General features: G+C 66.0%; 14 protein-coding genes. 5 read left to right on the plus strand and 9 right to left on the minus strand.

Annotated features, from left to right (window positions below; translation table 11 throughout):
- Window positions 1–19 precede the first annotated feature (19 nt).
- From HGO92_RS11550 to HGO92_RS11570, 5 genes are all read left to right on the plus strand, one after another.
- Window positions 20–1549, plus strand: a complete 1530-nt coding sequence (locus HGO92_RS11550; RefSeq protein ID WP_169994918.1) for a DHA2 family efflux MFS transporter permease subunit — start codon at window positions 20–22, stop codon at window positions 1547–1549.
- A gap of 145 nt (window positions 1550–1694) precedes the next feature.
- Complete coding sequence (gene exaC / locus HGO92_RS11555; RefSeq protein WP_169994920.1) at window positions 1695–3218, plus strand: acetaldehyde dehydrogenase ExaC; 1524 nt, start codon at window positions 1695–1697, stop codon at window positions 3216–3218.
- 2 nt (window positions 3219–3220) lie between these two features.
- Window positions 3221–3622 (plus strand): DUF779 domain-containing protein, encoded by a 402-nt coding sequence (locus HGO92_RS11560; RefSeq protein ID WP_169994921.1) that lies wholly within the window; start codon window positions 3221–3223, stop codon window positions 3620–3622.
- 270 nt (window positions 3623–3892) lie between these two features.
- Window positions 3893–6052: an amylo-alpha-1,6-glucosidase gene (locus HGO92_RS11565; RefSeq protein ID WP_169994923.1), complete on the plus strand. Its 2160-nt coding sequence runs from the start codon at window positions 3893–3895 to the stop codon at window positions 6050–6052.
- 14 nt (window positions 6053–6066) lie between these two features.
- A complete protein-coding gene (locus HGO92_RS11570) occupies window positions 6067–7119 on the plus strand; it encodes a glycosyltransferase family 4 protein (RefSeq protein ID WP_169994925.1) in 1053 nt (350 codons plus the stop codon).
- A gap of 22 nt (window positions 7120–7141) precedes the next feature.
- Here HGO92_RS11570 and HGO92_RS11575 read toward each other — a convergent pair whose 3' ends face one another.
- From HGO92_RS11575 to HGO92_RS11615, 9 genes are all read right to left on the minus strand, one after another.
- Window positions 7142–8026 (minus strand): aminoglycoside phosphotransferase family protein, encoded by an 885-nt coding sequence (locus HGO92_RS11575; protein ID WP_169994927.1) that lies wholly within the window; start codon window positions 8024–8026, stop codon window positions 7142–7144.
- Between the two features lie 109 nt (window positions 8027–8135).
- Complete coding sequence (gene gatB, locus HGO92_RS11580; RefSeq protein WP_169994929.1) at window positions 8136–9650, minus strand: Asp-tRNA(Asn)/Glu-tRNA(Gln) amidotransferase subunit GatB; 1515 nt, start codon at window positions 9648–9650, stop codon at window positions 8136–8138.
- Window positions 9650–11179 carry an Asp-tRNA(Asn)/Glu-tRNA(Gln) amidotransferase subunit GatA gene (gene gatA / locus HGO92_RS11585; protein ID WP_169994931.1) on the minus strand — a complete coding sequence of 510 codons (1530 nt, stop codon included), beginning with the start codon at window positions 11177–11179 and terminating at the stop codon, window positions 9650–9652. Before gatA ends, gatB begins: the two co-directional genes overlap by 1 nt.
- Window positions 11180–11183: 4 nt before the next feature.
- On the minus strand, window positions 11184–11480 hold the full coding sequence (gene gatC / locus HGO92_RS11590; protein ID WP_074698618.1) for an Asp-tRNA(Asn)/Glu-tRNA(Gln) amidotransferase subunit GatC: 297 nt from the start codon (window positions 11478–11480) through the stop codon (window positions 11184–11186).
- A 59-nt stretch (window positions 11481–11539) separates the two neighbouring features.
- Window positions 11540–12034 carry a GNAT family N-acetyltransferase gene (locus HGO92_RS11595; RefSeq protein WP_169994932.1) on the minus strand — a complete coding sequence of 165 codons (495 nt, stop codon included), beginning with the start codon at window positions 12032–12034 and terminating at the stop codon, window positions 11540–11542.
- 85 nt (window positions 12035–12119) lie between these two features.
- Window positions 12120–12821, minus strand: a complete 702-nt coding sequence (locus tag HGO92_RS11600; RefSeq protein ID WP_169994934.1) for a hypothetical protein — start codon at window positions 12819–12821, stop codon at window positions 12120–12122.
- Window positions 12822–12927: 106 nt separating this feature from the next.
- Entirely contained in the window at window positions 12928–13416 is a 489-nt protein-coding gene (locus tag HGO92_RS11605; protein ID WP_169994936.1) for a DUF2087 domain-containing protein, read from the minus strand.
- A 36-nt stretch (window positions 13417–13452) separates the two neighbouring features.
- Window positions 13453–15714 carry an NAD-dependent DNA ligase LigA gene (gene ligA, locus HGO92_RS11610; RefSeq protein ID WP_169994938.1) on the minus strand — a complete coding sequence of 754 codons (2262 nt, stop codon included), beginning with the start codon at window positions 15712–15714 and terminating at the stop codon, window positions 13453–13455.
- 26 nt (window positions 15715–15740) lie between these two features.
- Complete coding sequence (locus HGO92_RS11615) at window positions 15741–16442, minus strand: hypothetical protein (RefSeq protein WP_169994940.1); 702 nt, start codon at window positions 16440–16442, stop codon at window positions 15741–15743.
- Between the last annotated feature and the right edge of the window lie 85 nt (window positions 16443–16527).

Here is a 16527-nt window from a genome sequence, read left to right on the forward strand (position 1 = left end):
GCCGTGGTAAGTTCCAGCGGTGGATAACGTCAGCCGCCCCTGGCCCGCGCTCTGGTCACTGGTCATCGGGTTCTTCATGATCCTGGTGGACACCACGATTGTCTCGGTGGCCAACCCCGCGATCATGCGCGGCCTGCAGACCGACATCAACTCGGTCATCTGGGTGACCAGCGCCTACCTGCTGGCCTATGCCGTGCCGCTGCTGATCACCGGCCGGCTCGGCGACCGCTTCGGGCCGAAGAACCTGTACCTGACCGGACTCGTGCTGTTCACGGCGGCGTCGGCCTGGTGCGGTTTCGCCAATGACATCCAGATGCTGATCCTGGCACGCGTCTTCCAAGGGGTCGGAGCCTCCATGATGACGCCGCAGACCATGGCCGTCATCACGCGGATCTTCCCGCCGGACCGGCGCGGAGCCGCGATGGGGATGTGGGGCGCGGTGGCCGGACTGGCCGCGCTGACCGGTCCCATCCTCGGCGGATTGCTGGTGGACTCGTTGGGCTGGGAGTGGATCTTCTTCGTCAACATCCCGGTGGGTCTGCTGGGCTTCCTGATGGCTTGGCGCTTTGTCCCTGCCCTGCCCACGCATGCGCACACCTTTGATCTGGCCGGCGTGCTGCTCAGCGCCGCCGGAATGTTCCTGCTCGTTTTCGGCATCCAGCAAGGCGAAACCTACCACTGGTCAACGATTGCCGGGCCAATCACGGTCTGGAGCCTCATCCTCGCCGGGTTCCTTATCCTGGCCGCGTTCGTCGTGTGGCAGTCCCGGAACCGGAAGGAACCGCTGCTGCCCCTGAAGATTTTCCGGGACCGCAATTTCTCGCTGGCAAACGGCGGCATCACCACGGTCGGTTTCGCCGTCACCTGCATGTCCCTGCCGTTGATCTTCTTCTTCCAGAGCGTCCGCGGCCTCACCCCCACCCAGTCGGCACTCATGCTCGCGCCCACCGCCATCATCTCCGCCGCTCTGGCGCCGCTGGTCGGCCGAACCATCGACAGGGTCAATCCGAAGTACTTCGCAACAGCGGGGCTGGTGTTCATGGCCGGCGGCCTTATCTGGTACGCCCTGCTCATGACGCCGACAACAGCGGTAGGCCTGCTCCTGCTGCCCGCCGCGGTGCTGGGACTGGCGAACGCCTGCGTGTGGGGCCCCATGTCCACCACCGCCACCAGGAACCTGCGGCCGGCCGACGCCGGGGCTGGTTCCGGCGTTTACAACACCACCCGCCAGATCGGCGCGGTGCTGGGCAGCGCCTCCATCGCAGCCCTGATGCAGGCCCGGCTCGCCGAGGAGCTGCCCCGCGGTGCAACTGTTTCCGGCGCCCACGCCGAGGCCGGCGCCGCGGTCCTGCCGGACTTCCTGCATGCAGGATTTTCGACGGCGATGGCCCAGTCCCTCCTCCTGCCGGCCGCGGTGGCGCTGGCTGGTGCCGTAGTGACGCTCTTCTTCGCCCGGCCGCAACCTGTCGCCGGCTGGGGAGAACCGGCATCGGGAACGCCCGGCTCGGCGGCGGGATACTCGGCCGGGACCCCGCGCCGGCCGGAGTAACATGCTCCCAGTGCCGTGGCTACGCCGCCGCCGGTCACAGGCCCATTAGGCCGTGCAACCTTGGTGCAACGTTGCGCCGCCTAGGCTGTGGATCATGAGCGGGAGTCGACGATGACGCGCTCAAACCACGCTGAAGGAGTTAGCAATGACTGTTTACGCACAGCCGGGCCAGGATGGTTCCAAGGTCAGCTTCAAGTCCCGCTACGAGAACTGGATCGGCGGCGAATGGGTCGCCCCGGCCAAGGGCCAGTACTTCGAGAACATCTCCCCTGTAACCGGCAAAACCTTTTGTGAAATAGCCCGCGGCACCGCCGAAGACATCGATCTGGCCCTCGACGCCGCGCATAAGGCCGCACCGGGCTGGGGCAAAGCCTCGGTGGCCGAGCGCGCCTCGGTGCTGAACCGGATTGCGGACCGGATCGAGGACAACTTGGAGATGCTCGCCGTCGCCGAGACCTGGGACAACGGCAAGGCCGTGCGCGAGACCCTGGCAGCCGACATCCCGCTGGCCGCGGACCATTTCCGCTACTTCGCCTCCGCCATCCGCGCGCAGGAAGGCCGGCTCTCACAGCTCGACGACGACACCACCGCTTACCATTACCACGAGCCGCTCGGCGTGGTCGACCAGATCATCCCCTGGAACTTCCCGATCCTGATGGCCGTCTGGAAGCTGGCCCCCGCGCTGGCGGCCGGAAACGCCGTCGTACTTAAACCTGCGGAGCAGACTCCGGCGTCCATCCTGGTGCTGATGGAACTGATCGCCGATATCCTGCCGCCCGGCGTGGTGAACGTGGTCAACGGTTTCGGTGTCGAGGCCGGGAAGCCGCTGGCGTCCAGCCCGCGGATCCGCAAGATCGCGTTCACCGGCGAGACCACTACCGGCCGGTTGATCAGCCAGTACGCCAGCCAGAACCTGATTCCGGTCACCCTGGAGCTCGGCGGCAAGAGCCCGAACATCTTCTTCTCCGACGTCGCCGCCGAAAACGACGCGTTCTACGACAAGGCACTCGAAGGCTTCGCGCTCTTCGCCTTCAACCAGGGCGAGGTCTGTACCTGTCCCTCCCGCGCGCTGGTCCAGGGTTCCATCTACGACTCGTTCATGGCGGACGCGTTGGCCCGCACGGAGAAGATCATCCAGGGCAACCCGCTGGACTCCGCAACCCAGATGGGCGCGCAGGCCTCCAACGACCAGCTGGAGAAGATCCTGTCCTACATGGACATCGGCAAGCAGGAAGGCGCGAAGCTCCTCACCGGCGGCGAGCGGAACATCCTCGACGGCGACCTGGCCGAGGGCTACTACGTCAAGCCGACCATCTTCGAGGGCACCAACGACATGCGCATCTTCCAGGAGGAGATCTTCGGTCCGGTGGTCTCCGTGACCCGGTTCAACGACTACTCCGAGGCGCTTCAGATCGCCAACGACACGCTCTACGGTCTGGGCGCCGGCGTCTGGTCCCGCAACGGCAACGTGGCCTACCGCGCCGGCCGCGAAATCCAGGCCGGCCGGGTGTGGGTCAACAATTACCATGCCTACCCGGCCGGGGCAGCGTTCGGCGGCTACAAGTCCTCCGGCATCGGCCGCGAGAACCACGCCATGATGCTCGACCATTACCAGCAGACCAAGAACTTGCTGGTCAGCTATAACGAGAACAAGCTCGGTTTCTTTTAACCGTGGCCAATCTCGCCAATCTCAACGCTGCGGTAGCGATACCCGGGGAAAACTTCTCCCGGGTCGCGCTGACACCGGCCGCGGTGGAACTGCTGCAGAAGCTGTGGGCAATCCACGGGCCGCTCATGTTCCACCAGTCAGGCGGCTGCTGCGACGGCTCCTCGCCCATGTGCTATCCGGCCGGCGAGTTCATCACCGCCGAAGCGGATGTGCTCATGGGGGTCTTCGAGTTGCCCGGGTGCGGTTCGATCGACTTCTGGATGTCGCGGGAACAGTTCGCCTACTGGCGGCACACCCATCTGACGGTAGATGTGGTTGCCGGCCGCGGCAGCGGGTTCTCGGTGGAGGCTCCGGAAGGCAAACGGTTCCTGATCCGGTCTGCCCTGATCGACGCCGCGAACTGAGTTATTAACGGATTTACGGGCCGCCGGCGGCCGTGCCTCGCGGCGCGGCCGCCGTTCGGGCGCCTCCTGAACGGGGCTTTTCCGACTTTCAGCGGAGGTCTTTCCACCGGTCGGTTTTGGTGCTTCCATGATAGTGGGGGTAGAGGAAACCTACCTGGCAACGGAGCATGCTGTGGACGGCAAGTTGCGCGTGATTGTTCATTCGGCCTGCTTGATCCGGCTCGCAGTGGATAGACGTTTCAGAGCCCGGGCATACGGAATGGCCCCGTCATGACCGGGTGGAGTGAAGAAAACACCGCTGGCTCCGCCGGCGAAGGCGCCGTGACCCTCCTGCAGGGAACGTCCTTCTGTATCTCCTTCGCCAATGGGGATATGAATCCGGAACGGCCGCACGGTTTCTTCTACCGTGACACGCGGTTCATCTCGACCTGGTCCCTGTCCGTCAACGGCCGGCCGGTCGAGCCGCTGGAAGCCATCCTTTACGACCCTTACCGCGCCGTCTTTATCGGCCGGGCCGAGCGGACGGACGGCCTCGCCGACAGCAATCTGCTGGTCGAGCGCCGGCGGAGCCTGAACCACGGGGTCCACGAGGACGTGACCGTCTCCAACCACTCCAGGGAACCCGCGGCCTGCCAGGTCCAGCTGACCATCGGCGCGGATTTCGCCGACCTGTTCGAGGTGAAAGCGGGACTAAAGGAGGTTGCCCACGCTCAGCCGGCCGAGCGGCACACGGACAACCTGATCATCGAGTCCGAGGGGCTGCCGATCACCGCCAGAATAGTCGTGGCCGCGGAGGGCGCCGAGATCGCGGGAAACCGCATCAGTTACAGCGTTGTGATCCCCCCGCAGCAGAAATGGACTGGATCATTCACGGCCCTGCCGGATATGGACCGGAACCGTTCCGTGGAGGACCTCGTCAACCCACGTCAGCAGGTGCATTCAACCCTGCCCGAGGAACGGCTGATGGAATGGCGCAGGAACGTTCCGCTGGCCCGGATGGAAAACAAGGACTTCGAAAAGGTGCTCGAACAGAGCCAGGCTGACCTCGGGTCCCTGCGCATTTTCGACCCGGATCATCCCGGCCGCGTTGTGGTGGCGGCAGGATCGCCATGGTTCATGGCGCTCTTCGGTAGGGACTCACTGCTGACATCCTTCATGACCCTGCCCCTTGATCCGTCACTGGCCCTCGGCACATTGCAGACCTTGGCCGAGCGGCAAGGCACCGAGGTGGACCCGCGCAGCGAGGAACAGCCCGGAAAGATCCTCCACGAAGTCCGCTTCGGCGCCAGTGCCGGACAGCTGCTCGGCGGCGACAACGCTTACTACGGATCTGTCGACGCAACGCCGCTGTTCGTCACGCTGGCGGGCGAGCTGACCCGCTGGGGCTTCTGGCCCGAGGTCAAAGGATCCCTCCTGCCCGCCGTCGACAGGGCTCTGGATTGGATCACGCAGTACGGCGACATTGACGGCGACGGGTTCGTGGAGTACGCGAGGGCGACTGACAAGGGACTGCTGAACCAAGGCTGGAAGGATTCCTGGGACGGGGTCAATTTCGCCGATGGAAGACTCGCCTCGCCTCCGATCGCCTTGTGCGAGGTCCAGGGCTACGTCTATGCGGCCTACATCAGCCGGGCACTAATGGCACAGAGTGCAGGCGACGATGAGCTGGCGGCCCACTGGGGCTCCCGTGCGGCCGACCTGAAAACGGCGTTCAACGACCGGTTCTGGCTCGAGGACCGCGGCTACTTCGCCATCGCCCTGGACCACGATAAGCGCCCGGTGGACTCCTGCGCTTCCAACATGGGGCACTGCCTATGGAGCGGAATCGTGGACAATGACAAGGCGCCGCTGGTGGCCCGGCGGCTGATGTCCCCCGAAATGTTTTGCGGCTGGGGCGTGCGTACCTTGGCGTCGGATATGGGTGCCTACAACCCGGCCAGTTACCACAACGGATCCGTGTGGCCGCATGACAACGCGCTCATCGCCGCCGGCCTGATGCGCTACGGCTTCATGGACGAGGCGACTCGTATTGCCCTGGCCCTGTTTGACGCGGCTACCCAGTTCGGCGGGCGACTGCCGGAGCTGTTCTGCGGGCTGGATCGGGAAACGTATCCGGTGCCGGTGGCCTATCCGACATCCTGCTCGCCGCAGGCCTGGGCCGCGGCCGCGCCCGTACATCTCATGCGGGTGCTGCTGAGGTTCGATCCGTGCATGACGCACAACGGACTGTGGCTGGCACCGCAGATTCCGGCGGAGCTGGGGCCCCTCCACGTCACCAACCTGCCGCTGGCAGGTGCCCGCATTTCCGTCACCGTGGCTGACGGACAGACCCAGGTGGATGGCATTCCGGAATCCATCGAGCTGCACCGAAAACCGCGCAAACCGCTGGCAGATCTGCTGGACGTCTACGTAACCAACACCGGGAACTAGCGCAGGAGCACCACATGCGCATCGGCATTGTCGCCCCACCATGGATCCCTGTCCCGCCGTGCGGCTACGGGGGCATCGAGGCCGTCATCGATTCCCTGGCCCGGGAGTTCATGTCTGCTGGCCATGACGTCAGCCTGGTGGCCGCCGAAGACAGCGGCTGCCCGGTACCGAAAGTTTGCGGACTGCCCGCACGGCAGATCAGCACCTTAGGCGCGGCCGTGGACGAACTGACCCATGTGGTCCTAGCCCATGAGGCGCTGGATGGCGTCGATATCATCCACGACCACACGCTCGCCGGGCCTCTGTCGCGCCACCGGCCGCCGGGCATCCCGCTGGTTACCACCGCCCACGGCCCCTTGACGGGAGCGTTCCGCACCCTCTACCGCGCCATCGCAGCCCACACACCGCTGATCGCTATCTCCCGGCATCAGGCGGTCTCGGCTCCTGAAGTTTCGGTCCGCCAAGTCATCCATCACGGGATCGACGCGTCTACTGTTCCGCTGGGAGACGGCGACGGCGGCTATGCCTGCTTCCTCGGAAGGATGCATCCGGACAAAGGCCCCTTGCAGGCGATCGAGATAGCCCGCGAAGCCGGGGTTCCGCTGCGCATCGCCGCGAGGGTGATGGAAAACCAAGAGCGCGACTTTTTCGACGCGGCCATCAGGCCGCGCCTGAAGCCGCCCATCGAATTCCTGGGCGAGCTGACGGCCCCGGAGAAGTACGAGCTGCTGGGCAGTTCGATCGCCCTGCTAAACCCCATCCAATGGCCCGAGCCCTTTGGCATGGTCATGATCGAAGCCATGGCCACGGGTACACCGGTCATCGCCACCCTGCGCGGCTCCGCCCCGGAAATCATTGAGGACGGTATAACGGGATTCCTGCGCCGCGGAAACCACCAGCTCGCCGTGGCGCTCCAGCAGGCGGACACCCTGGACAGACGACGGTGCCGCCAGGTCACTGAGACCTACTTCAGCGCGGCCCGCATGGCCGAGGAACATCTGCGGTTCTTCACGGACATCGTCGCACAAGGCGTGCGCCGCGCCAGCAGCCCTATCGTGGTCGCCTAAAGCCGGCAAGCCTCCGGCGGGATTAGCCGTCGAGGACCTGGGGCAGCACGTCCAGGCCCAGCTGCCGGAAGGCCGGGTTGTCATCGGAATGCGCCAGCAGCGCCGTGGCCATGACCAGCGCCCAGCCGCGGGCCCGGTGCCAGGTACCGGTGCCGATGTCGCGGCGGGCGTTAAGGTACTCCATGAACAACCGCCGGCCCTCTGCGTCGAAGACCAGCCAGGCGGCGGCCAGATCAGTGGCGGGATCCCCGGCGGTCAGATCGCCGAAGTCGATCACCGCGGCCAGCGCCCCTGCCTGGATGACGAGGTTGGCCGGGTGCAAGTCCCCGTGCAGCCACAGCGCAGGTCCTTCCCACGGCGGCAGCGCGGCGAGGGTGCCCCAGAGCCGGTCCACCTCACGGACGCGGGGAACCAGTCCGCTTGCCAGGCGCCGCCGGACATGTTCGTCCCGCGTGCTCAGGGGCACACCGCGGACGGGGTTGACGGGGGCGTCAGCGGGAGCGGGCTGCTGGAAGCCGTCCACGAACCGGGCCAGCTCCGTGGCCCAGGCCCGGCGGGCGGAAAGGGGCTGCGCGGCCGCCGTCGTACCTTGAATCCACGGGGTGACGGACCAACGCCAGGGGAAGAACGACGACGGCGTCCCGCACCGGACCGGGGTCGGTGTAAGCATGGCCAGGCCGCGGGTCAGTTGGGGCAGCCACCGCTGTTCGTGCTCGATCAGGTGCGCGGCGGCCTCGCGCCGGGGCAGTCTGACCGCCAGGTTGCTGCCGAGGCGGAAGATGGCGTTGTCCCAGCCGTTGGCGGCAAGGCGCAGGGGCAGTCCGGCAAGGTCGGGGAACTGTTCGGTGAGCAGGCGCCGGACCAGCGGCTCGGTCACATCGATGTCCGCGGCGGGCATGAGGGGCATGGGACCATTTTCCCTCCAAGGAGCAGATAACGCCCTTTCCGGGGTGTCGGAAGGGCGTTATCTGCTTACTCGATCAGGTGAGGGAAAAGGGAAAGGGAAAGCGGGACGGCTAGCCTTGGACCCCGAGGCGTTCGAAGATCAGCTCGCGCACGCGGCCGGCGTCGGCCTGGCCGCGGGTAGCCTTCATGACGCCGCCGACAATCGCGCCGGCTGCCTGCACCTTGCCGCCGCGGATCTTCTCCGCGACATCCGGCTGGGCGGCCAGGGCGGCGTCGATTGCCTCGAGCAGCGGGCCGTCGTCGGACACTACGGCCAGGCCGCGCTTTTCGATGACCTCTTCCGGGGTGCCCTCGCCGGCGAGGACGCCGTCGAGTACCTGGCGGGAGAGCTTGTCATTGATCTTGCCGGCCTGGACCAGCTTGTCCAGCTCCACGATCAGCTCGGGCGTGACGCCGACATCCACCGGATCCACTTCGGCTTCCTTGGCGCGGCGCGAGACCTCGCCCATCCACCACTTGCGGGCCACCGCGGCGGAAGCACCGGCGGCGATGGTCTCTTCGATGGCGTCCATGACGCCGGCGTTGACCACGTCGCGGAATTCCGCGTCCGAGTAGCCCCAGTCCGTTTTCAGGCGCTTGCGGCGCTCGGCCGGCGGCTCGGGCAGCTGGGCGCGCAGTTCCTCGATCCACTCTTCGGTGGTCACCACCGGCAGCAGGTCCGGCTCCGGGAAGTACCGGTAGTCGTCGGCGTCGGACTTGGGCCGGCCCGAGGTGGTGGAGCGGGTGTCCTCGTGCCAGTGGCGGGTCTCCTGGACAACCTTCTCACCCGAGTCCAGCACCGCAGCGTGGCGCTGGATCTCGAAGCGCACGGCACGTTCGACGGCGCGCAGCGAGTTCACGTTCTTGGTTTCCGAACGCGTGCCGAACTTTTCCTGGCCGTACGGGCGGAGCGAGACGTTGGCGTCGCAGCGCACATTGCCGCGTTCCATCTTGGCGTCGGAAACGCCCAGGTTCTTGACGATCTCCCGGATGGCGGCAACGTAGGCCTTGGCCAGTTCGGGGGCCCGGGAGCCGGCACCCTCGATCGGCTTGGTCACGATTTCCACCAGCGGCACACCGGCGCGGTTGTAGTCCACCAAGGAGAAGTCCGCACCCTGGATGCGTCCGGTGGCGCCGCCCATGTGGGTCAGCTTGCCGGCGTCCTCTTCCATGTGGGCGCGCTCGATCTCCACCGTGAAGACGGTGCCGTCTTCGAGCTCGATGTCGATGGAACCGTCGAAAGCGATCGGATCCTCGTACTGCGAGGTCTGGAAGTTCTTGGGCGTGTCCGGGTAGAAGTACTGCTTCCGGGCAAAGGTGCAGGACGGGGCGATCTTGCAGCCGAGGGCCAGGCCGATCTTGATGGAAGACTCCACGGCAGCCTTGTTGACCGTCGGCAGTACGCCGGGCAGGCCCAGGTCCACCGGGGTGATGGCCGTGTTGGGCTCATCGCCGAACACGTTGGGCGCCGAGGAGAACATCTTGGTCTTGGTGTTGAGCTCCACGTGGACCTCGAAACCGAGCACCGGATCGTACTTCTCCATGGCCTCTTCGAAGGACAGGATCTCTTCCGTGACAGCAGACATTATTTGGCTCCTGAAGTGGTTTCGGCGCCGCTGAACTGGCGAAGGTCGGGGGCCTGGGACAGCAGCGGGCCGCCCCACTTTTCCTCAAGCAAGGTTTCCAGCACGTGGCCGGCGCGGTACAGGCGGGCGTCCTCGCGGGCGGGGGCCAGGAACTGGATGCCCACCGGCAGGCCGTCGGCCAGGCCGCCCGGAATGGAGATGCCCGGGATGCCGGCCAGGTTGGCCGGAATGGTGGCAACGTCGTTCAGGTACATGGCCAGCGGATCATTCAGCTTCTCCCCCAGCTTGAACGCCGGGACCGGGGAGGTCGGGGAGATCAGCACGTCGGCCTGGGCGAACGCGGCGTCGAAGTCCCGCTGGATCAGGGTGCGGACCTTCTGCGCCGAACCGTAGTAGGCGTCGTAGTACCCGGCGGACAGCGCGTAGGTGCCCAGGATGATGCGGCGCTTGACCTCATCGCCGAAGCCGGCGGCACGAGTGGCGCCCATGACGCGCTCGATGGTGAGCGGGCTCTCGGCCGGCAGTACCCGGTGACCGAACCGGACGCCGTCGTACTTTGCCAGGTTGGAGGAAGCTTCAGAGGGCATGATCAGGTAGTACGCGCCGAGGGCGTACTTGAAGTTGGGGCAGGCGACCTCGACCATCTCGGCGCCGGCGTCGCGCAGCAGGTCCAGCGACTCGTGGAAGCGTGCCAGCACGCCCTCGTCGTAGCCCTCGCCCTGCAGTTCTTTGATGACGCCGATCTTCATGCCGGCAACGTTTCCGGTCTTCGCGGCCTCGACCAGCGAGCCCACCGGATCGGTCAGCGAGGTGGAGTCATGCGGATCGTGGCCGCCAATGACCTCGTGCAGCAGCGCGGAGTCCAGCACCGTACGCGAAACCGGGCCGATCTGGTCCAGCGAGGAGGCCATGGCGATGGCGCCGTAGCGGGAAACCCCGCCGTAGGTCGGCTTCACGCCCACCGAACCGGTGACCGCGGCCGGCTGGCGGATGGAGCCGCCGGTGTCCGTGCCCAGCGCGAGCGGGGCCTCGAACGCGGCGACGGCGGCCGCGGAGCCACCGCCGGAACCGCCGGGAATGCGGCCCAGGTCCCACGGGTTGCGGGTGGGGCCGTAGGCGGAGTGCTCGGTGGAGGAACCCATCGCGAACTCGTCCAGGTTGGTCTTGCCCAGCATCGGCATCCGCGCGGCACGGATCTTCTTGATCACCGTGGCGTCGTACGGGCTCATCCAGCCCTCGAGCATCTTCGAGCCGGCCGTGGTGGGCTGGCCGACGGTGACGATCAGGTCCTTGATGGCAATCGGCACACCTGCCAGCGCCGGCAGGTCCTCACCGGCCGCGCGGGCCTTGTCCACGTCCGCGGCAACGGCCAGCGCTTCCTCGGTGTTCACGTGCAGGAAGGCGTTGATGTTGCCGTCCACTTCGGCGATGCGGTCCAGATGCGCCTGGGTGACCTCCACGGAGGTGACTTCCTTGGCGGCCAGCATTTCCGCCAGCCGGGCAGCGCTGTGTCGGGTCAGTTCACTCATGTCTTTACTCCTCGTCCAGAATGGCGGGGACCTTGAAGCGGCCGTCGGCCGAATCCGGTGCACCGGAGAGCGCTTGCTCCTGGGTCAGGGTCTCGCCGACAACGTCCTCACGGAACACGTTGGCCAGCGGGATGGGGTGCGAAGTGGCGGGCACATCGGGCCCCGCTGCTTCCTGGACGGATTTGATCGAGTCAACGATGACATCGAGTTCGCCGGCCATCTTGTCCAGCTCTCCTGCGGTCATCTCAATGTGGGCCAGCCGCGCCAGATGCGCCACGGCCTCACGATTGATCTCAGACATGAGTCTCCTACGCGAATGGATTGGGTTTTCTAGAAACAGTCTACTTCTTGGCCCGGTGCTCAGGATTCCAGTATCTTGACGAACACGAACAGCCCGGTGTCCTCGTGCTTCCAGTCCCGCTCGCGGATCCGCTCGAAGCCCAGCGATTCGTACAGCCGGTGCGCGTTGGTCATATTTTCAATACTGGTGAGGCTGACCGAGTGGACGCCCTCCACCGTGCGGGCGTAGTCGACAATGGCCTCCACCATGGCCCGGCCGATCCCGGCGCGCTGGATCGCCGGATCCACCGCCAGCATGCGGAACTCCAGCTCCCCGGCACGCGCAATGTCCGAGTACTCCTGCCCCTCCAAAGTCAGCGCTACGGAGCCGGCAACCTTGCCGTCCAGCTCGGCGACCCAAACGATGGCGTGCCTGGCGCGGTGGGCAACATCACCGAGCATGTCCAGGTAGCCGTCGCCCTCGGCGATGTGCCCGCCGTGGACGTAGGCCTCCCGCGTGATCCGGGCAACGTCGTCGTAATCGGCTTCGGTGGCCGGGCGGATGGTGATGCTCATCAGGTAATGCAGTCCTCAAGGGTCAATTGGAAGTACGACGGCGGCCGCCGCCTATCAATTCTGCCTCACCACTGGCGGTGGCTGGCTACCGGAGTGGTTCAGGCCACTGTGCCCGCGGGGCCAGCTGCGGCGCGACTCGTTGCTCCAGCGCGGCGATGGCTTCCTCCGGCAGGGCGAGCAGGCCGTCCAGCTCCTTGCGCGCCCGCAGGTAGGCCAGCTGGCGTTCGGCTCCCGTGGCCGCCTCATCAACAGCGAGCGTGAGCAGCCTTCTGGCGGTGTTGAGCCGCTGGCGTTCGGGGCCGCTGAAGTGCTGGTCCTTGATCCGCCGGGCCTCCCGTTCGGCGATCTCGAAAGCCAGCTCGAAGGCACGGACGGCGTCGCGGTATTCCACCAGCCGCGCGTCGGTCGTAATGTCGGCGGCGCTGCCGGGCCGCAACGCGTCTGCCGCCCGTTTGGCGCGCAGGAAGTCCACGGTCAGGGGTTCGCGCACGTCGGACATCATCGGGTAGTCGATCAGCTTGCCGACATCCAGCTCGTACTCCAGCCAGCGGGCGTTGACTCTGTCATGGTCCGCCATCAGGGCTTCGATGTCGCTGAGGCGCTGCGCCTCCCAGGCCTTGATCTGCCGGCGCCGCTCCATTTCCGCGCGTGCTTCCGCCTGCCGGCGTTCGGTTTTCCTGCGGTGGCGCTTCCTGCTGTGGGAAAACTTTTGGCCCGCGCCGGAAAAGACGGCGAATCCAACCCAGATCAGCCACCAGGGGAAGCCATCGGCGAAGAGCTCATTCACGGCCGCTCACCCTTCCATCGTGCCATCCGGCTTCCGCGCGCTCAATGGCCCGGCGGATGCGATGTGTTCACAGGCGGGCGGTAGCCGCCCGCTGTTACCGGAACTATCAGCGGGCGCGGCGGTAGGCGCTGCCGTCCCGCTCCCGGTCCAGATACCCATAGTCCACCAAGGCGCGCCGGAGCAGGGGCACGTCATCGGTGAAAACCGCGAGCTTCGCATTCAGCTGTTTTTCCGTCAGCGTCGTATCAGGATCGATGATCTGCGGGATCAGGAACTCGAACAGTTTCAGGCGGTCCGCCGCCCGCTTGGGCAACCCCTCGATCCGGCCCGTCAGGAGGAAGCGTTCCGCCCCTTCGGCCTCCGGACGCCGGGCACCGGCCAGCGCTGCCTTAAAGGCGTGCTCGTTCACCATGAGCCGTCCGCCGTCGTCGTTCAGCAAAGAGGAATCGACAAGCTTTTGCTGTTCCTTGGCCGAAAGGGCAGGCTCCTGGCCCAAGACGAAGGCGGCATAGAGCTCCCGCAGCCTCGAACTGGCCAGCGCGGCCATGATGGCCTGCCAGCTGACCGGCGTACCCGGCTGACCGTCACGATCCATGTCATCCCTCCCTTCGGCGCAGTTCGCGCGTTCGCTTCAGTCTGCGTCGGCACCTTCGGATCCGGATTCAGCTGAGCCGGTTGCCGCCGGGCCGCCAATAGCTGTATCGGGTCCGTTTTCCAGCAGTTTAACGAAGCCATCCTCGTCCAGCACGTGCAGACCCAGTTGCTCGGCCTTGTCCAGCTTGGACCCGGCGCTCTCCCCCGCGACCACGTAGTCCGTCTTCTTCGACACCGAGCCGGAAGCCTTGCCGCCGCGGCTGATGATGGCTTCCTTGGCCTCGTCCCGGCTGAAGTTTTCCAGCGAGCCGGTCACCACAATGGTCAGCCCCTCCAAAGTCCGGGGCTTGCTCTCATCCACCTCGTCCGCCATCCGCACGCCTGCCGCGGCCCAGGTGTCGATGATCTCGCGGTGCCAGTCCACCTCGAACCACTCGATGAGAGCGCGGGCGATGATCGGTCCGACGCCGTCTACATCAGCCAGCTGCTCTTCCGATGCCGCGCGGATGGCCTCCATGGAGCCGAATGCCGTCGCCAGCGCGCGCGATGCGGTGGGCCCGACGTGCCGGATGGACAGGGCAACGAGGACCCGCCACAGCGGTTGGCCCTTGGCCTTTTCCAGCTCGGTGAACAGTTTGCGCGTATTGGCACTCGGCTCCGAAGGCTTCTTGGGCGTCCCCTTCGTGTAGAAGTAGGGCACCAGTTCGATCTCGCCGGTTGCCACGCCCTTGGACTTCTTCTCGCGGGCGATCTTCACATCCGCGAGCATCTCCGGGGTGAGGTCGAAGACGTTGGCCTCAGTGGTCAGCGGCGGCTGCTCCGGTTCGGCCGGCTGGGTGAGGGCGATCGCCGCTTCCCAACCGAGCGCCTCGATATCGAACGCACCGCGGCCGGCCAGATGGAACACCCGTTCACGCAGCTGCGAGGGGCAGGACCGCGCGTTGGGGCAGCGGATGTCCACGTCGCCTTCTTTGGCCGGCGCCAGCGGCGTCCCGCAGGACGGGCATTCGGTGGGCATCACGAATTCGCGCTCGGAGCCGTCCCGCAGCGCCACCACAGGTCCCACGATCTCCGGAATCACGTCCCCGGCCTTGCGCAGCACCACGGTGTCCCCGATCAGCACGCCCTTTGCCTTCACCACGTCCTGGTTGTGCAGGGTGGCCATCTCCACGGTGGAGCCGGCCACCTTCACCGGCTCCATCACCCCGTACGGCGTCACCCGGCCGGTGCGGCCCACGTTGACCTGGATGTCCAGCAGTTTGGTGTGGACTTCCTCCGGCGGGTACTTGTACGCCACGGCCCAGCGCGGCACCCGGGACGTGTGGCCCAGGCCGCGCTGCAGCCCGAAGTCGTCGACCTTGATGACTATCCCGTCGATCTCGTGCAGCAGGTCATGCCGGTGGTCGCCGAAATGCTGGATGAATTCCAGCACCTCCTCGTAGCTGTCCAGCACCTTGAAGTAGGGGCTGGTGGGCAGGCCCCACTCCTTCAGCAGCGCGTAGGTCTCCGACTGGCTGCCCGCGGACAGGCCCTCACGGGCGCCGATGCCGTGGACAAACATGCTCAGCGGCCGCTGCGCGGTCAGGGCGGGATCTTTCTGCCGCAAGGATCCCGCGGCGGCGTTGCGCGGGTTGGCGAAGGGCGCCTTGCCGGCTTCCACCATTTTTTCGTTCAGTTCCAGGAACGCCTTGGAAGGGATAAAGACCTCGCCGCGGATCTCCACTTCGGCCGGCAGGTTCTTGCCCTTGAGCCGGCGCGGGATGTCCTTGAGGGTCAGCGCGTTGTGGGTAATGTCCTCGCCGGTGTGGCCATCGCCGCGGGTGGCGGCGCGCACCAGTTCGCCGTCGCGGTAGAGCAGGTTGACGGCCAGGCCGTCGATCTTGACCTCGGTGAGCCACTTCAGTTCCTGCGCGCGGCCGAGTTTTTCAACCGACGACGACGCCCGGCTGACCCATGTCTGAAGCTCATCGAGGGAGAACACGTCCTCCAGCGAGTACATCCGCTGCAGGTGCTGCACCGGTGTGAAGGCCGCGGACACTTCGCCGCCGACCTCCTGCGTGGGCGAATCGTTGGCCACCATCTCCGGGTGGAGCGCTTCGATCTCCTCCAGCCGGCGGTAGAGCCTGTCGAACTCGGTGTCGGATACCAGCGGGGCATCCTCGTTGTAGTACGCGTAGCGGAAACGCCGGACGTCCTCGGTCAGCTGCTCGTACTCGTCCCGGAGGGCGTCACTGGGGATTTCATTGGCCTGCGCTTCCACTTTGCTCACGGAACTATCTTGCCCTAAAGCGCAGGCCATCGCCGGGAACCGGCGCGATCATCCGGTCAGTCTTCGGGATCCCGCTGGGTCTCCAGCAGCGGCAGATCCGCAGCGGTGACCAGGTGGGAGGTGACCGCATGTTCGACCAGCCGTGCGCGCCGGTTTGTGGCCAGCTTCCCGCCGCCTCCCCGGAGCCCGGCCACACCGACCCGGTCCAGCTTGTCGCAGACGTTGTCCAGCTTCCGGTTGAACTTGGTCAGCGGCCAACCCAGCCTGGCCGCTGCCTGTGAGGAAGACGGGATGGAGCTCAGGCCGGTGCCGTCGCGCTTGAGCATGGGCTCGGCCAGCGCCAAAATCAGTGCCTTCTGCGAATCTGTGAAGATTACCGGGCCGATGGTCGTCTCCCCCACCGTGTCATGGTCCCGTGCTTCCTGCCGGAAAGACGGCGTTTTGACGTGCACCGAGAGCTCATAGGTCGTCGGTCCGGCAGTAAAGACCACGTTGGTCTGGCTGAAGACCATGGGAATCCGCGCGCCGGGCGCCAGCCAGGCCTGCATGCCGCCGCTGGTGTCGGCGATCGTGGCCGAGATCATCGAGCCGACGTTTGCCAGCCACCAGATGTTCTCGTAGCGGCAGATCTCCAGGAACTTCCGGTGCAGATACGGATTGTCGTCGATTTCCAGATCGCCTTCGCGGCCGATCCTGAATACGTCGTCGTCCCCCGCGTCGTACCATTCACCGCAGAACTCGATGCTGACTTCGGCCACTGCAGGTCCCCCTTTTGGTCGCTCGTTTGATCGTGCAACATCTAACAGCCGCTGAGCCGGCCGTGGGCACGATGTTGTTTGCTCC

It is taken from the genome of Crystallibacter degradans, from assembly GCF_012952295.1.
GTDB classification, from domain to species: Bacteria; Actinomycetota; Actinomycetes; order Actinomycetales; family Micrococcaceae; genus Crystallibacter; species Crystallibacter degradans.